A 16045-nucleotide genomic window follows, 5' to 3' on the forward strand; every position below is an offset into this window, starting at 1 on the left:
TATAGCGTATGTTGTCGAAAAACGATAATATATTTCGTGAGTCTACTACAAACGGTGTTTTTGTGGGGCAATAACGTGTAGCTTTTTACTCACTATAATACCCCCAGCGAGTGTGTTTATTCAATGTTGCCATGAACGAAGCCGATGATATATAGGGTTGTCGTTAAGAAGGATATGTCAATATTGAGAAGAAGGAAGGAATGGCCGTTGAAAAAGGAAGAAAAGAACATCATCAATTCAGTAGACGTAGATGATCATTTATGTTTGCAGCTTTGGTCTCGGGGGGCCGTTCCTCGGCTTATTATTTTCAATAAGGGGAGAGGGAATGGAAGAACAGTTCGTTTCTCATGGCTTGAAGGAGAGAATAAATCTATTTCTCTTAAAAAAAGTGATGGCAAGATTGAGCAATATCCAATTCAAGATATCCTTCCTCAAATACATGAGCTCCTTAGAACAGAGGCATCTTATGCTCCTTACAAAGCTCTTTTGTGGAAAACGGCTCTCCTTTTTGTAGAGTATCTCCACGAGCCCAAAACTGTACTTTCGAAAGAAGACCTTGCCATGCTTCCTGAGGAAAAGAGAGAGGTTTTGTGGCTGGTAAATATGATTAATGGAGTAGAAAAAGCTTCTTTTTTCCCCTCTTTCCCTTTGTCAGAAGAAGAGAAGGTTTTGATAGGGGAAGATCTGTCTATTCCGGTAAAAGATGGAGAGCGTTCAGTGTTTGGGTTACGATCTCTTGGCATTACAAGAAAATTAACGTCTTGTAATCCTGAAAGATGGTATCGTCCCCTTTTCTTTTCAGCAGCAGCTCTTCTTCTCGGTTTCTCTCTGGCGGAGGAAGATACACAAGATGTTTCTGACTTTTTTTGGCAAGAAGTATCAGAAGAAGGCAAAGTATGGGATACATTGAAACAGCTTCCTTCTGCGGAGGGCAAGATACGAAAACCTCTTCTTCATTTTCAACGTAAAGTCCGAGGATATGTGAGGCATTGGGCGTTATTAAATGATATTGAAAGAGAAGAATCTTATGACGGAGAGAATGCCTTGTTGGAACAGGGTTTTAAAAGAAAGAAACGGATGATTTTTCCTGAAGGGGTTCTTGGGGACGTCCCGTACAAAGTGATATTTTGCGAGTTGGGGGAAGAGGATAAATTGGCAGTATGTCTTTCCCCTGAACAGGCAACACTTCGCCATAAAGGAGATCGAATCTATCGTCTTTCAACTCTTTCTTTCTCTGAAGCTCAAGAGCGTGATAGCGCAGGGAGTGTAAAGGACGAATTTTTTACTCTCGGAAGTCTCGTAAAAGCTGTAGATTTTAAATGGTGGCTCTCAGATATACGAAAAATACTAGAGCCAATACTTTCTTCTCCGTTATAAGTTTTATTAGTCTAACACTTTTTACCCTACTATGGTATAATTTAATTCTCATTAAGGAGGTGTACTGGATGGTAGAGAAGAAAAAGAGTGGATGTGTTGTTCCTTCAGCAGTGGTAGAGGGACAGGAAATGCCAAAAGAGGATTTGAGGAGTGTTTCTGAAAAGGAGGCGAAAGGCATGTCCATTATGGTAGGGAGGAAAGCTCCGAATTTTACAGCACCAGCATATTACAATGGAAATTTTACTACTGTCAGTTTATCTGATTTTGTTGGCAAATGGGTTTTGCTGTGTTTCTACCCAGGAGATTTTACATTCGTTTGAGCCACGGAAGTGTCGGCAGTTGCTGACAGATATGAAGAAATTCATGACCTTGGCGTGGAAGTTATCTCTATGAGTGTAGACAGCCAGTTTGTTCACAAAATTTGGAATGACATGGAACTTTCAAAAATGGCAGGCAAAAATGTTCCATTCCACATGGCTTCCGATGGAGGCGGCAATATAGGAAGTGCATATGGAGTGTATGATCCAGAGGCTGGAGTGGATGTTCGTGGACGTTTTATTATTGATCCCGATGGTGTTGTCCAGGCCATGGAAGTGTTAACTCCGCCAGTGGGTAGAAATGTAGACGAAACAATCCGTCAGATTAAAGCGTTCCAATTAGTTCGGGAGACAGAGGGGAAACAGGTAACCCCTTCAGGGTGGCATCCAGGAGGGAAGACACTAGAGCCAGGCGTTAACCTGGTTGGTAAAGTTTGGGAAAAATGGACTCCTCGCGACGAATATAAGAAATAATATAGCGAGGTCCAATAGAGATAAATAAACAGGGGCTGCTCTAAAGAGCAGCCCCTGTTTGTTGCTGTTTGACATCTTCTTCCGTTTATATCAATCGTTTCCTCTTGGTACAATATAAACATAAGAAAGAACTGGAACGTTAGACCTCCCTCAAGGGTATAGCTAAGAATATATTCGAGGTGATGGCGATGGGAAGAGTTCTTGTTGGTACATGTTCATGGAGCGATCGTTCTCTCGTTGAAAGTGGTTGGTATCCCAGGGAAGCATCTACTCCCGCTTCAAGGTTGCACCATTATGCTCAGAATTTTGAAACGGTGGAGGTAGACAGTACTTTTTATGCTCTTCCCCAAGAAACCACGGTGTTTCGGTGGGCACTTCGAACGCCGCCGAATTTTATATTTAATATTAAAGCCTATGGCTTATTCACTTTTCACAAAATTGCATATGGGAGCCTCCCTCTTTGGTTGCGTAAAGAATTGCCAGCGCGTTTAAAAAAGGACGATAAAATAGCTCATCAAGCTATCCCTTTTTCTCTGCGTCGAACCTTGTGGAAACAATTCATAAACCTTATTACACCGTTACATCAGATGAAGCGTTTAGGCTACCTGCTCTTCCAGCTTCCTCCATGGCTGGGGTATTCCTCATCTTCCATAAATTATTTAAAACACGTTGCCTCTATGGCTCCTCCTTTCAAGATCGCTGTTGAGGTCCGAAACGGAAGCTGGCTGAGAGAGGGACGTAAAAGCTTCGAGTCTCTTTTAAAGGATGGAAATATGGCTTACGTAATGGTGGATGAACCTCAATTGTCTTGGACGGTTCCTCCAGAGATGTTTCTGACGGCGGCATGGGGAGGTGTTGTCCGTTTTCATGGAAGAAATAAGTCCGCATGGGAGCAAAAAGGAGCTTCAGTTCAAGACCGATTCCGTTATCGTTATAAAGAGGAAGAACTTCTTCAGTGGAAAGATTCTCTTCTTTGTTTAAAAGATCATGTTCCCTCTCTTTTTATCATGTTTAATAATTGCTATAGGAACTTTGCGGTGAGCAATGCATTGCAGATGCAGAAGCTTTTTGAAATAGCCCCTCCTAAAGAAGGCCTTTTTCAAAAGACGTTAAATTTTGAAGGAGAGAAATGTAGATCAAGAGAAAAAATTTAAAAACGTATGATAATTACAGTTTTTATTCGATTTATTGTTGAAAATAAGCTCCTAGAGGCTCTTAACGTCTCGTGAGGCTTGCTAGGCCTTTTGATATATGGAATAGAGTTTTGTACAATACAAATGAACAAAAGGATCCACGAAGGAGGGGATGGGAAAATAAGTTCTAGAGAACCTTCCGTGATGGGACAACTGAATAGAAAACATAATCAGGGAATAATCCCTGTAAGATTCCCGGTAGGGAACCCAGTCCAGCCAGAAAGCTGGAGGGAAAGAAAATAAGAGGGACTTGTAGAAAGGGTACAGCCCCTCTTTAAATTGTTGTTTTATGTAGGTGCTGTATATATAAAGTAGAGTCCCGCAAGAATAATTAAAATACCGCATAAATAGTTAACTCTAGAAAGTGCACGGGATCTTTCGTCCCACTTTAAAAACTTAGAGACAAAATCTGCGGAAGTTCCTGCAAAAATAATAACAGAGCAGTGCCCTAGAGCATAAAAAGTTACAAGAAGAAGTGCAAACGGCAGGTTTGTCGTTGCTGTTTTGATAGTAAGAGCCAAAAGTGGAGCCACATAAGCGAAGCTACATGGTCCTAATGCGAGGCCTGATAAAATTCCCAACACGAGTGCTCCCCCAAGCCCCCCTCTTTTCCCTGGTTTCAAGGCCTTTTGCCCAAACCACGGAAGCTTGATGACATCAAGAAGATGAAGGCCTATAAGAAAGAATATAGTAGCGACAAAGTAGTTGGAATATTTCCCTATATCTGTCATGAGTAAGCCTGTAGATGTGAGCACCATGCCTACGAGGGCAAGGTTGACAAAAATTCCTGCCGAAAAAGCGAGAGAAATAGCGAAGGCACTCGCCCTTTTTTCCCCTCGGGTGCTTTCAATGTATCCAACGACAAGTGGTATGGTTACAAGGTTGCATGGACTTAAAAGAATGCTGAAAATTCCCCATATAAAGGCAGCTGAAAGAGCGAAGCCACTTGAACTGTGAAGAGAAATATAGATGGTCTCAAATATGTTTCCCATGGTTTTATTTCTTCTCGAGATGGATTCCCAGCACGTCTAGTTTCATAAGGAGTTCTTCTAGAGACATGTAACCAACCTCTTTTCCGAGTTCTCCTCCCGTACTGTTCAAAAACACAAGGGTTGGTACATACTTGACCTCATATTTGCGGGCCAGGTCGGAGTTTTGCATGACATCTATTTTCTCTACTCGAATAGAATCTCCATATTGAGCTGTTAGGTCGTCCAAAACTTTGGACATTTCTGTGCACGCAGGTCATCCCGCTGCGCTAAGGTCTATAATTAAAGGAAGATTAGTTTTAATTTCTTTGTTGAGTGCGGTGTTTTCCTGTTTCACTTTACTCTCTCTAATGTAAAAAGTTCCAGCTATAGCTAAGAAGAGGAGAAGGATGATTGTTACCTTTCTTCTATTCATATGTGGCCACCTCCTTGTAATGAAACGATTATACGGAATTCATGGTACCCGTCAAGGGTATTTTTGCAAAGGAGCCACAAATATATTGTTCTTCTGATATGATACCTTCATTACGTGTGGGAGGGCGACACTATGAGTCTTGAATTTTTACATGAGATGGCTAAAAAAAGGTACGAAGAGCTTGTTGCTATACGTCGAAAAATTCATGAGCACCCTGAACTTGATTTTGAGTGTGAACAAACAGCTCTTCTTATAGAGAAAAAACTTGATGAAGTGGGTATTCAGCATTTTAGAGTTGCCAAAACAGGAGTAGTTGGCGTATTGCGAGGGAGAAAAGAAGGCAAAACCGTTGCTTTTCGCGCAGACATGGACGGTTTGCCTGTATGTGAAGGAACAAAAGCTCTGTATTCTTCAAAAATAGAGGGGAAGATGCATGCGTGTGGACATGATGTTCATGTGGCTTCTCTGTTGGGGGCTGCTGGAATATTGGCAGAGTCTCGCAATACCTTCGATGGGACAGTAAAGTTTTTCTTTCAGCCTGCAGAAGAGACAGATGGAGGGGCTCTTCCCATGATAAGCGAAGGAGTAATGGAAAACCCTCTCGTAGATGGAGTCTTTTGTCTCCATTGCGATCCACAGCTCTCGGCAGGCTCTATTGGAGTAGGGTATGGTAAGTTCAGGGCGGCTTCTGATATGTTTCATATCACCATTCATGGGAAAGGAAGTCATGGCGCTCAGCCTCATCGTGGAATTGACGCTATAGCTATTGGTTCAGAGATGATATCGGCTCTTCAGCAGATTGTAAGCAGAAGAACGTCTCCTTTTGATCCTGTAGTGGTGACAGTAGGTTCTTTCCATGGGGGGACAGCTGGAAATATTATTGCGGAAGAGGTGGAAATGAGAGGCATTGTTCGTACTATGGATCCCGATACCCGCTTGAAAGTACGAGCTTTAGTCCGCTGCATAGCGCAGAATATTCCAGATACACTGGGAGCCGTTGGAGAAGTTGTCTTTACTGAAGGATACCCCAGCCTGATTAATGATGAGAGCATGACAGACCTCGTTGCAGATGTGGGGAGAGAGGTCCTTGGCCGGGAAAAGGTTTTCATTATGAAAGAGCCGGAGATGGGTGTAGATGATTTTGCTTACTTTTTGCAGAAAGCTCCTGGTTCATACTTTGTATTAGGGACCGGTAATAAAGAAAGAGACATAACATACCCTCTCCACAGTCCTTTCTTTGATGTAGACGAACAATGTCTTCCAGTAGGAGCCTCTGTATTAGCGGCTATAGCTCTTCGATTTTTGAGTAAGCCATAATAAAATTACCAAAAGAAATCGAAGAGCTGTCCTACGGGAAAGCCATAGAGTTTTTTATTGGCATATCGAGAGTAGAGTTTCCTTTTTGCCTCGTCCAGAGCAGGAGAGGTAATACCGGTGCGCATAGACAGCGAGGCCTCTACAAAAGCGGAAAGTTTGTCGCAGGCCTCGATTATTTTCCCATCAATAGGGTTATATTCGTCTTTATTTTGCGAGCTATCCAGCTCCCGATCTTCTAGGTTCGTGGGAATCTTATCTCCCTCCAGCCATATACGGTTACAAAATTCGTCTTCTGTAAAGTACCTGATTTCAGGCCTCCAGTCTATGGGGATGAGGGGGTAAATTTTTTCTTCCATAGCTTGACGCTCATATTCCTTTATGAGATCGTCAAGTCCTTCCACAGAATTTTTTACGGGGGAAATAATGTCTCGAGTTAGAACCTCGGGGAGATCATGAAACAGCCCTCCATAAAAATTATTATAGAGTCGCCTAGGACATGCACCTATTTCAATAGACATAAAGTAAGATAAAATTGCGACAATGAGCAAGTGCCCAAGAACAGATGTTTCAGGAACTCTTGGGGTTTGAGCCCAGCGTTTTTGGAAACGGAGCTGCCCTACAAGAGCTATAAAGCCATAAATACCTTTTTGCGAGTCAGGAAGCTCTCGGCCAAGGAGCATGGTTTTTACCGCACCTAAGTCGTCGTGTTCTTTTATTTGTCGGTTAATTTCGTCTCTCGTTCCTTCTATACCATAAAGAGGACGGCTCCATTCGTAGATATAATCGAATTCCCATTTTGTCGCAAGATAGTGTGCTGCTTTTAGAATGCGGCGCTCGAGATGTATGGAAGGAGACTCGTCTAAAAGATAATCTCTGAACCGTTCTAGAAGCTGAGGTCTTAAAGATTCCAGCTCATGTTTAAAACGATCTATAACCCAGAGATTAAGTTTATCTCTCTCTATCTTATGGCCCATTAATTTATGGAATACAGGTGGTTTAATATCAGTAAGAATAACTCGGTGGAGAAATTCAAATATTCCTCCCTCTATGAGGGCATGCCATTGTATGGTTGTCCCCTGATCTTCCTCATGCCTTGCAATAACGTAAGCTATAATCATTTTATGAGCCTGTTTAGCGAGTTCTGTAAATTGAATTGGCCTGGGATGGTCGTTCCATCGCTCGATGCTGGCCGCGGAAAAAATTCTTTCTATGAGAGATCGATTGATCATAACAGGAGTACACCCCTTCCTGATTGTAGGAACATCTAAACAAGCATACTTGAAGGAATTATAACACCTCTTGCTTCCAGAGAATGTCGAAGGTACACTTTTGTGGAGCGTATACAGAAAACGACGTATTTAGGAGGGAATTTTATGAAAGCCATAGTCTCGGCAACTATTGAAACTGTAACAGGAGATGCAATTGAGAATGGAACGATTCTTTTCGATAACACAGGAATTTTAGCAGTGGGAGAAGGACTTGTCCCGCCAGAAGGAGCGGATGTTATAGATGGGAAAGGTTTGTTTGTTTCCCCAGGTCTTGTAGATGCTCATACACATCTCGGTGTTTTTGTTCAGGGCTACCCTGAGAGCATGGCTGATGGAAACGAGAAAACCAATCCTCTAACTCCTCAACTTCGAGTACTTGATGCAGTGTATCCTCATGATCCGGGATTTGTGGATGCTCTCTCTGGAGGAGTTACCTGTGTCCAAGTGTTACCTGGCAGTGCGAATGTGGTAGGTGGGCAGGGTGCTATTTTAAAGACCCGTGTCGACGTAGTAGATAAAATGGTGGTACAGGCTCCTTCCGGAATGAAAGCTGCTCTTGGTGAAAATCCGGTGCGCGTTTATGGAGAAAAATCAAACACACCCATGACCCGTATGGGGAGTGCTTCTCTTATGCGCCAGGCTTTGAATGATGCCTTGAACTATAGAGAAAAAAAGGAAGAGGCGGAGCGAAAAGGGGATTTTTTTGAGAAAAACTTGGGGATGGAAGCATTGCTTCCTGTTATTGAAAAAAAGATGCCGCTTCGTGTCCATTCTCACCGAGCCGATGATATTGCTACGGCTATTCGTATCGCAGAAGAGTTTCAAATTCTTTACACCATAGAGCATTGTACAGAAGGCCATCTTATGGCACCATATCTTGCTGAAAAAAATGTAATGGCAGCAGTAGGTCCCACCCTTGTAGGGAGATCGAAGCTCGAGTTGAAAAATAAGAGCTGGGAGACATTGACGGCTCTTTACAACGCAGGGGTGCATTTCTGCATCATTACAGACCATCCTGTTATTCCTATTGACCAGTTTATAGTTTGTGCCTCTCTTGCCTGCCATGCGGGTCTTCCTCGTGAGGTGGCGTTGAAGGCAGTGACTCTCTGGGGTGCTGAGCATCTTGGTATTGCAGATAAGGTGGGCTCTCTGGAAGCCGGGAAAGATGCAGACATAGTCCTTTGGGATGGAGATCCTTTGGATGCCCGATCTCATGTGCTTAAAACCTTTATTGATGGAGAAGAGGCCTATTCACTCTCATAAATAAAATGCAAGGAGAGGCTTATGTTGTACATAAGTCCTCTCCTGCGGTTTCCCCTGAAAAAGCGGGCAAAGCTATTTTTGTGTTGCCTGGAGAACAATGCGCCCAGCGAGGTAACCGGCACCTAATCCATTATCGATATTAACGACTGCTACTCCTGTGGCGCAAGAATTAAGCATAGTCAGCAAAGGCGCAATTCCCCCTAAGTTAGCACCGTACCCAGTACTAGTTGGAACCCCTATGACCGGGCATGAAACTAAACCGGCTAAGACGCTCGGAAGGGCTCCCTCCATACCTGCAACGGCTACGATGGCCAGGGATGTTTGGAGGGTTTCGATGTGAGCGAGCAAACGATGTAGCCCTGCTATGCCTATGTCGTAAAGTCGTTTGGGAGTGCACCCCATATACTCGGCAGTAACGGCTGCTTCTTCTGCTACAGGGACATCGCTGCTTCCTGCGCTAATGATAGCGAGCCCTAGTACGGGCTCTATTTTTCGACGTTTTATGCCGATGATCCTAGCTTTTTCATGATAATGCGCATCAGGAAGAATGTTGGCTACAACTTTATATTGTTCCAATGTTGCTCTGGAAAATAATATATTTTCATTGCTGTCAGAAAGGGCCTCAGCAATAGTTTGCAGCTGTTCCTCACTTTTGTTCGGACAATAAACAATCTCAGCAAATCCTTTCCTGAGAGCTCTATGAGTGTCGAGCTTCACTTCTCCCAAATCTTGAAAAGGCAAGGTTTTTACATGCTGGATAAAAGTATCTGCGTCTAAGGTTCCTTCGCGAAGTTGTTGTATCATTCTTTTCAGATCGGAGTCATTCATTTTGATCACCATAGCTTTCTTTTGAAAAAATAGTAATTAAGAGCTATTGTACAGACAAGAGAGAGGTAAAAACAAGGAGGCTTTTCCCCATGGCAGAGACAGTTTTTCGAGCCTTTTCTAAGTTTGACGAGTGGCAAGGCAGGAAATGTGCTTGTATTGTATGGGTTCCCCTTAGAGCAGAGCGTATTCGTATCGCTCCATATCCTTTTTTGTTACAAAATTATAATGTTATTCCGCGGCACATTGCTTCTATGGCAAAAGGATATGCCGATGAGTTTCTTGGGCTTGATGAATTTGTTTTATTTAAATGTTTTATGAAGGAAAAACGTGGTATTTTTGTGGAGTCTCTTGAATACAAGCTGCCTCTTCAATGGCAGGATAAACGTGGCAATCCTTGCATTCCTCTTCGTTGTGATCCTTCGTGGGAAAAAATTTTTTCGGTCAAGGGCGACGAGGTTATAAATTTGCCTTTTGAAGTGGATGGATACTGGCATATTCTATAAAAAGGGGGCCGGGGAGTATTTACACTCCCCGGTTTTGTTGTTGGAAGGGCGGTTGGGAACCCGCCCTAACTTAATATATCTTCTGTGCTTTATCGAGCAGAATAAGAAGTCATAGATTCTTTATAGATCGTCCGAATAGTGTCTCTGGAAGCAGGCACTGGCGCTACGCTCAATAACCCATCGAGAGAAGGGGTGGTCATGGCCAACTCTGTAAGTCGGTCCAAATCTTCTTCCTTATACCCTTCGTCAGCTAATTTAGATGTTACCCCGAGGTCAAAGAGCCATTTTTCTACTGCTTTTGCCACTTTCTCTGCTTCTGCAGGTTCTCCTTTAAGGATCCCAACGACAGGTGTAAAAAGAGCAGCAAGAACTTCTGGCTGGGCAGGATAGATTTGCTTTAAAACTGCTGGTAAAAGCATGGCCAGCCCTAACCCATGAGCAAGATTTGGTTTGACAGCGGAAAGAGGGTGCTCCAAAGCATGAGTAAAGTGAAGCAACCCGTTATCAAAGCTTATCCCGGCTATAAGGGAGGCATAGAGCAAAAAGTACCGGGCTGTTAAATCTGTAGGATGTTGCAATGCTTGAGGTAAATATGTAGATACTAGTCGGACAGTTTCCTGTGCGAGAAGGATGGAGTAAGGACTTGCTACAACAGAAGTAGCAGCCTCCACCACATGATTAACGGCATCAATAGAGACATATCGAGTCTGGTCTGGGGAAAGGCCCGTCATGAGAGCCGGATCGTCAATGGCATAAAGAGGATATATGCAATCATAGGCAATAGCTGGCTTATACTCTTTCTCTGGAATGCTCACTACTGCAAAACGATCTACTTCTGTTCCTGTCCCGTGGGTTAAATTGATAGCAACGATAGGCGCTGCTTTAGCGGGAATAAAAGTAAGTTCAAAAAGCTCCCGTGCCGTTTTATGAGGGTACTCCATAAGAATTGCTGCGCTTTTTCCTGCATCTATGGGGCTTCCCCCTCCAATGGCAATAACTCCCTGGGCTTTGAATTGAAGTCCCATCTGAGTGGCCTCATCCACCGAATCTGCGGTAGGGTTAGGTGTTACTTTATCGTATAGAACATAATCTATGCCGTGTTTTTTAAAGGCAGCTATTACGTAATTCCAAGCCCCTGTTTTCTTATAAGAGCTATGCCCTGTTACGCAGAGAACTCGCTTTATACCCTGAGAGGCGAGGGCCTCTATAATGTCATCTATTTTTTTAATGGCGCCAACTCCTAAATAGGCTGTGGTTCTCGTTCTGATCTCTCTAATTTCGTTAATAGCAACTTTATGGTCCCACATTCTTTTTCACCCCTTGTGAAAGTTATATTTTTCACCAGCAACGAGAGAAGATTACCATTGCAAAAAAGAGCTGTCAATGGGACTCAAGATATATATCGTATAAAGAATACATTAAATAAGGAAGAAAAGAGAAGAGGGGCTAGAAAGGAAGAAAAGAGTTAGCCCCTCTTTTATTTCATGTTAATAAGAGAGAAATTCTTTTTTTATAGCCTCACAAAATAGAGGGTCGGTAAAGCATCGGAGCGCAGCTCTTCCTAATATTTGAGCGCCAATTTTCAACATTTCCTTTGCTCGTGGTGTTGTGACTGCTTGTGCGAATTCTCGTGTATGATGAGGTATTTGCATGTCTGTAATAGAGAGTAGAGGTTGCAAGGCTGGACAATGTTGACTTACATTGCCCATGTCGCTTGACCCGCCAGCGCCGGGAGCTGGGGTTGTAGATATGCCGCATTCGGCAAACACTCCCTCCATCATGTCTTCAGCAGCCTTATTGGGACGCATTTCGTGGAAACTAAATTCTACATTCTTCCATTCAACTTCTGTTTCGGTGGCTAGAGCCACTCCTTGAGCACATTTAAAGACTTTTTGCAAAACAATGTCTAGATATTTTCTATCTGGAGCTCTGAAATAGAACTTGGCTGAGGCCAAATCTGGAACAATGTTTGGTGCTTCTCCGCCTTTTGAAACGATGCCATGCATTCTGACTCCTGGCTTTACATGTTGACGTAGCATATCGATACTATGAAAGAAAAGTTGGACGCCGTTAAGGGCATTGCGCCCTTCCCACGGAGCTCCAGCGGCATGAGCAGTTTGTCCTGTAAAGGTGAATTCAATGGCATCCATTGCTAGAGACCGATAAGGTACATAACTTACATTATCATTGCAATGGATCATCATGGCTAAGTCCATAGAATCAAAAATCCCCTTTTCTGAAAGAGTCACTTTAGCGCCGTTTGTTTCTTCCGCCGGAGTCCCTATTACAAAAAGAGTTCCAGTAGAAAGAGATCTCATGAGAGGGGAAAGAGAAAGTCCGGCCAAGAGAGTCATGGAACCATGAAGGCAATGTCCACATCCATGGCCTATTTCAGGTAACGCATCGTATTCTGCCAGAAGGGCTACGTGGGGCGTCTCCTTCCCTTTTTTGCCACAGAAAGCGGTTGGAATGTCACTGTAAGGATATTCTGTTTCGAAATGAGCTTGGGCGAGAAGATCGTTCATTTTTCGGCTCGCTTCAAATTCCTGTTCACCTAATTCAGGGTGAGAGGCCATATATAGGTTCAATTTCCATACAGTTTCTACGTTTTTCTCTATGGTCGTGTCCAGAGTAGAGATAAGCTCTTTGTATTTATTCAATTCGTTCAACGAAAAAGCCTCCTTTTGTTTATATGAAGAATAATCCTATCACATGATGTGGCCTACTCCTACCTCTTCTATTAAGAGATATACTATTTTTGATCTTATTGCTGTTTCAAAGTAAAATTATCATCGGCCAGTATTTTTGAACTGGACCCTCACTATTTGGAGGAAAGTATGAACACAAAGGCAACAAGGCTAGATCAGGTAATTATGAACAGGCTGAAAAAAGACTGGGCAGAACCTATCCTTTGGTGGAGCGGTGAGTGGTGGACAGGAGAGGATATTGCATGTTTAGCTGCTCAGTATAGGCAAAGTTTGGGAGATGCAGGGTTCGGGAAAGGGCATCGATTGGCTGTAATGATGCCTAATTCTCCAGCTGTATTGGCGCTTTCTTTAGCTGCTTGGGCACTGGGTGGTGCCGTAGCTCCTATCAATACTCGAGCGGGAGTTCCCACGACTCTTGGGATCTTAGAGCTTATTGATCCTTTTGCGGTTATAATGTCTGAAAAGATGGAGGAATTGGAAGAAGCTCTGGCTTCAAAGGAGATCCCTTTCTTTGTTTCTCCTCTTGATGCGGCCCTTCCGCATATATCGGGACGCCAGTCTGTGGTAGGCGATGAAGAATTAGCTGTAATTTTTGCTACGTCTGGCACAACTGGCCGGCCAAAAGCTGTGCCTTTGAGCCACTCTAATTTGATTCATAATGCCACGACGGTATTTGAAGAGTTGACGGAGTTGGCCGAAGGGGACGTCTTCCTTAATGTGCTGCCCAACTTCCACTCTTTTGGCTTTACAGTAGCGGGGGTAATGCCCCTGCTCTGTGGTATGAAACAGACTATTTTGCCCTCTTTTCTTCCACCCCATAAGACGCTAGAGGCTATTTGTGTGTCGAAAACAAATGTTTTGCTTGTAGTTCCCACAATGCTTTCTTTCCTGCTTTCTTCTATTGACCACGGTGCTCCTAAACCTGATCATGTGAAGCTTATTATAAGTGGGGGAGATAAGCTGAACATACAGTTAGACTCAAAAATCAAGGAATATTTTGGGGTGGGTGTGCTTGAAGGGTATGGATTGACAGAGTGTTCTCCCGTTGTATGTGTAAATCCGTCTTATGCCAAGCGAAAACTTGGAACTGTCGGTCCTTTTATTTCTGGATATCAGTGGAAACTTGGAAATGAACATGGGGAAGATGTAAAAACTTCCAAGGAAGGAGTTTTATGGGTTCGAGGAAGCTCTGTCGCGGCTGAATATTTTAGAGATCCTGAAAAGTCGGCGGGGCGTTTCGATGGAGGATGGTTCAACACAGGTGATTATGTTCAGATTGACGAAGACGGGTATGTCAGAATCCTCGATAGGGTGACAGATATTATTATTGTTGGAGGATTTAACGTTTATCCCCAGGAAGTGGAGGCTATACTTCAGACCCACCCGGCAATAGAGCAAACTGTTGTAATAGGAATTCCCCATCAGATTAACGGAGAGGTTCCTAAAGCGTATGTAAAAAAAGCGCCAGGAATTGCCTTATCTCCAAGAGATGTAATTGATTTCTGCAAAAAACATTTAGCTCATTATAAGGTGCCGCGGAGCGTAGAATTTATAGACGCATTTCCTCTCTCAAGTACAGGAAAGATACTTCGTCGCCTTCTGAGGAAAAAAGAAGAGGTAAAACACTCATAAAAATCCGGTCTGAGAAAAGCAGGGGCCCCTCCTTTCCGAGGGGCCCCCTTGTTCTTTAGAATGCTCGAAATCCTACAACGTCTTCCCGAATAGCCATATACCTTTTCTTAGTAATGTCCATATGACCACTTTCCATATTTTTGAGCTTGCCAAACATAATAGCTGTTTCGCCAGCGCTCTCTTTCTCGAGGCGTTCATAGAATTCTTTCGCTCTCATTTCCGATAAATATGCAGCAGAAGCAATGCGTAGAAGGGACGTTACATCTCCGAAGTCTTTGGTCTGTACCTTCAGTTCAGGAGAGACAACCATATGAGGATCTATAGGGCATTCTTCACCATACATTTTTAGGTACAGCTTCTTCAGGTCTTCTTCATGCTCTTTCTCCCACTCTGCCAATTCCATCAATTCTTTCTTCTCATGAGGTTTTGTAACACTCTCAGCCCAGATACGGTAAAAGTTCTTGGCTTCTATTTCAGCATGTATACCATACCTGAGAGCCTCTTTCATTTCAAAGCACTCTGATGTCATATTTATCCCTCCAGTCTCGAATGAACATAGTATTACTTATAAAGTATATACTTTTTGGAAAGGTATTTGCAAATATCATTACAGTACTACAATATGAGCTACGAGCTAGAGAATAGTGTAATATAAAAATTAAAAGGGAGAATCGAGAATTAAGGAGGGGAATTAGATGAGTAAAAAAGAAAATCTTGTTGTAGTTTCATGTGCGCTGACGCCGGAAGAACGGCGAAAGCTAGAAGCCCCTCTTGAAAGAGTAGCGACAGTGCTTTATTTGGATGATTGCAAAGATAGAGTGTCGCTCTTAAAAGAAGCTGATGTTTTAATATCTTTCTTTTTTAATCGTGAAATCCATAAAGAAGAGTACCCCCTGCTCAAAAAATTGCGCTTGTTACAGACTCTTTCTGCAGGTGTAGATTATCTTCCCTTTTCTGAAATGCCTCAACATTTCTTTATAGCATGTAATGCCGGAGGGTGGGCCTATCAAATAGCAGAGCATGTTGTAGCTTTGACTATGGCGCTCGCAAGACATCTCGTTCCTCTTCATTTGAAGTTGGCACAAGGAGAATTCGACAGAGAGAAATATGTCTTAAGAAATCTGAAAGGAATGACGGCTGGAATCGTAGGCTTTGGAGGAATAGGGCAACGTACAGCAACGTTATTTAAAGCTTTTGGCATGAAAATCATGGCTTTAAATACCAGTGGTAAGACGACAATTCCAGTAGATTTTATAGGAACGCTTTATCAGTTGCCTCAAGTCTTAAAGGAATCCGACGTAGTGTTACTGGCACTTCCTCTTACAAAACAAACGAAGGGGTTTATTGGCACAAAGGAATTGTCGATAATGAAGAAAGATGCCATATTGATTAATGTGGCTCGCGCTCCTCTCATAATAGAAAAAGACCTTTATGAACATCTGAAAAGAAACCCCAGTTTCCAGGTAGGTCTTGATGTATGGTGGAAAGAACCTACATGGGGCAGAGACAATTTTCATGTGGACTATCCTTTCCTTGAACTCCCTAACGTTCTTGGCTCCCCCCACAATTCTAATTATGTAGCTGGTGCCATGGCTGAAGCATGCGAAGTGGCGGCTCGAAATATAGCCCTTTTCCTTGAGGGGAAAAGGTGGCACGGCTCTATAGATCGAGAAGACTATGTTCTTACCGATTGACTAGCAATTGACAAGCTCGAGGAAGGGGAAGTTAAAAGAGAAATACTATATGGGAGAGGAGCAGTTT

At 43.1% G+C, this 16045-nt stretch carries 16 protein-coding genes; 8 read left to right on the forward strand and 8 right to left on the reverse strand.

Going from position 1 to position 16045, the window contains the following annotated elements; genetic code table 11:
• The first annotated feature begins 207 nt into the window (after positions 1-207).
• The 3 genes from K360_RS0102375 (at position 208) to K360_RS0102390 (ending at position 3322) form a co-directional block, all read left to right on the forward strand.
• On the forward strand, positions 208-1377 hold the full coding sequence (locus K360_RS0102375; protein ID WP_034326195.1) for a hypothetical protein: 1170 nt from the start codon (positions 208-210) through the stop codon (positions 1375-1377).
• A 68-nt stretch (positions 1378-1445) separates the two neighbouring features.
• Positions 1446-2168: a thioredoxin-dependent peroxiredoxin gene (gene prxU / locus K360_RS0102385; protein ID WP_274532062.1), complete on the forward strand. Its 723-nt coding sequence runs from the start codon at positions 1446-1448 to the stop codon at positions 2166-2168.
• Positions 2169-2356: 188 nt separating this feature from the next.
• Positions 2357-3322 carry a DUF72 domain-containing protein gene (locus K360_RS0102390; protein ID WP_024821590.1) on the forward strand — a complete coding sequence of 322 codons (966 nt, stop codon included), beginning with the start codon at positions 2357-2359 and terminating at the stop codon, positions 3320-3322.
• Between the two features lie 326 nt (positions 3323-3648).
• Here K360_RS0102390 and K360_RS0102395 read toward each other — a convergent pair whose 3' ends face one another.
• Genes K360_RS0102395 through K360_RS11295 form a run of 3 tightly spaced genes read right to left on the reverse strand, consistent with a single transcriptional unit; the run spans position 3649 to position 4765 of the window.
• On the reverse strand, positions 3649-4353 hold the full coding sequence (locus K360_RS0102395; protein ID WP_024821591.1) for a cytochrome c biogenesis CcdA family protein: 705 nt from the start codon (positions 4351-4353) through the stop codon (positions 3649-3651).
• 4 nt (positions 4354-4357) lie between these two features.
• Positions 4358-4591 carry a thioredoxin family protein gene (locus K360_RS0102400; RefSeq protein ID WP_024821592.1) on the reverse strand — a complete coding sequence of 78 codons (234 nt, stop codon included), beginning with the start codon at positions 4589-4591 and terminating at the stop codon, positions 4358-4360.
• 15 nt (positions 4592-4606) lie between these two features.
• Entirely contained in the window at positions 4607-4765 is a 159-nt protein-coding gene (locus tag K360_RS11295) for a hypothetical protein (RefSeq protein ID WP_156923321.1), read from the reverse strand.
• A 132-nt stretch (positions 4766-4897) separates the two neighbouring features.
• Here K360_RS11295 and K360_RS0102410 point away from each other — a divergent pair, with 132 nt between their 5' ends.
• Positions 4898-6082, forward strand: coding sequence for a M20 metallopeptidase family protein (locus K360_RS0102410; RefSeq protein WP_024821593.1), 1185 nt, complete (start codon positions 4898-4900; stop codon positions 6080-6082).
• Between the two features lie 5 nt (positions 6083-6087).
• Here K360_RS0102410 and K360_RS0102415 read toward each other — a convergent pair whose 3' ends face one another.
• Entirely contained in the window at positions 6088-7311 is a 1224-nt protein-coding gene (locus K360_RS0102415) for an HD domain-containing protein (protein ID WP_024821594.1), read from the reverse strand.
• 144 nt (positions 7312-7455) lie between these two features.
• Here K360_RS0102415 and K360_RS0102420 point away from each other — a divergent pair, with 144 nt between their 5' ends.
• Positions 7456-8613: an amidohydrolase gene (locus tag K360_RS0102420; RefSeq protein ID WP_024821595.1), complete on the forward strand. Its 1158-nt coding sequence runs from the start codon at positions 7456-7458 to the stop codon at positions 8611-8613.
• Positions 8614-8685: 72 nt separating this feature from the next.
• Here the strand turns inward: K360_RS0102420 and larB are convergent, their stop codons facing one another.
• Positions 8686-9441, reverse strand: a complete 756-nt coding sequence (gene larB, locus K360_RS0102425; protein ID WP_024821596.1) for a nickel pincer cofactor biosynthesis protein LarB — start codon at positions 9439-9441, stop codon at positions 8686-8688.
• An 89-nt stretch (positions 9442-9530) separates the two neighbouring features.
• Here larB and K360_RS0102430 point away from each other — a divergent pair, with 89 nt between their 5' ends.
• Positions 9531-9944 carry a hypothetical protein gene (locus K360_RS0102430; protein WP_024821597.1) on the forward strand — a complete coding sequence of 138 codons (414 nt, stop codon included), beginning with the start codon at positions 9531-9533 and terminating at the stop codon, positions 9942-9944.
• An 89-nt stretch (positions 9945-10033) separates the two neighbouring features.
• Here K360_RS0102430 and K360_RS0102435 read toward each other — a convergent pair whose 3' ends face one another.
• A complete protein-coding gene (locus K360_RS0102435; RefSeq protein ID WP_024821598.1) occupies positions 10034-11251 on the reverse strand; it encodes an iron-containing alcohol dehydrogenase in 1218 nt (405 codons plus the stop codon).
• 180 nt (positions 11252-11431) lie between these two features.
• A complete protein-coding gene (locus K360_RS0102440; RefSeq protein WP_024821599.1) occupies positions 11432-12613 on the reverse strand; it encodes an amidohydrolase in 1182 nt (393 codons plus the stop codon).
• Positions 12614-12781: 168 nt separating this feature from the next.
• Here K360_RS0102440 and K360_RS0102445 point away from each other — a divergent pair, with 168 nt between their 5' ends.
• A complete protein-coding gene (locus K360_RS0102445; protein ID WP_024821600.1) occupies positions 12782-14284 on the forward strand; it encodes an AMP-binding protein in 1503 nt (500 codons plus the stop codon).
• A gap of 55 nt (positions 14285-14339) precedes the next feature.
• Here the strand turns inward: K360_RS0102445 and K360_RS0102450 are convergent, their stop codons facing one another.
• Positions 14340-14813, reverse strand: coding sequence for a ferritin-like domain-containing protein (locus K360_RS0102450; protein ID WP_024821601.1), 474 nt, complete (start codon positions 14811-14813; stop codon positions 14340-14342).
• A gap of 166 nt (positions 14814-14979) precedes the next feature.
• On the opposite strand from K360_RS0102450, the gene K360_RS0102455 reads away from it, so the two are divergent.
• Complete coding sequence (locus K360_RS0102455; protein WP_024821602.1) at positions 14980-15978, forward strand: 2-hydroxyacid dehydrogenase; 999 nt, start codon at positions 14980-14982, stop codon at positions 15976-15978.
• Positions 15979-16045: the final 67 nt, after the last annotated feature.

The organism is Aminobacterium mobile DSM 12262 (assembly GCF_000526395.1).
GTDB lineage: Bacteria > Synergistota > Synergistia > Synergistales > Aminobacteriaceae > Aminobacterium > Aminobacterium mobile.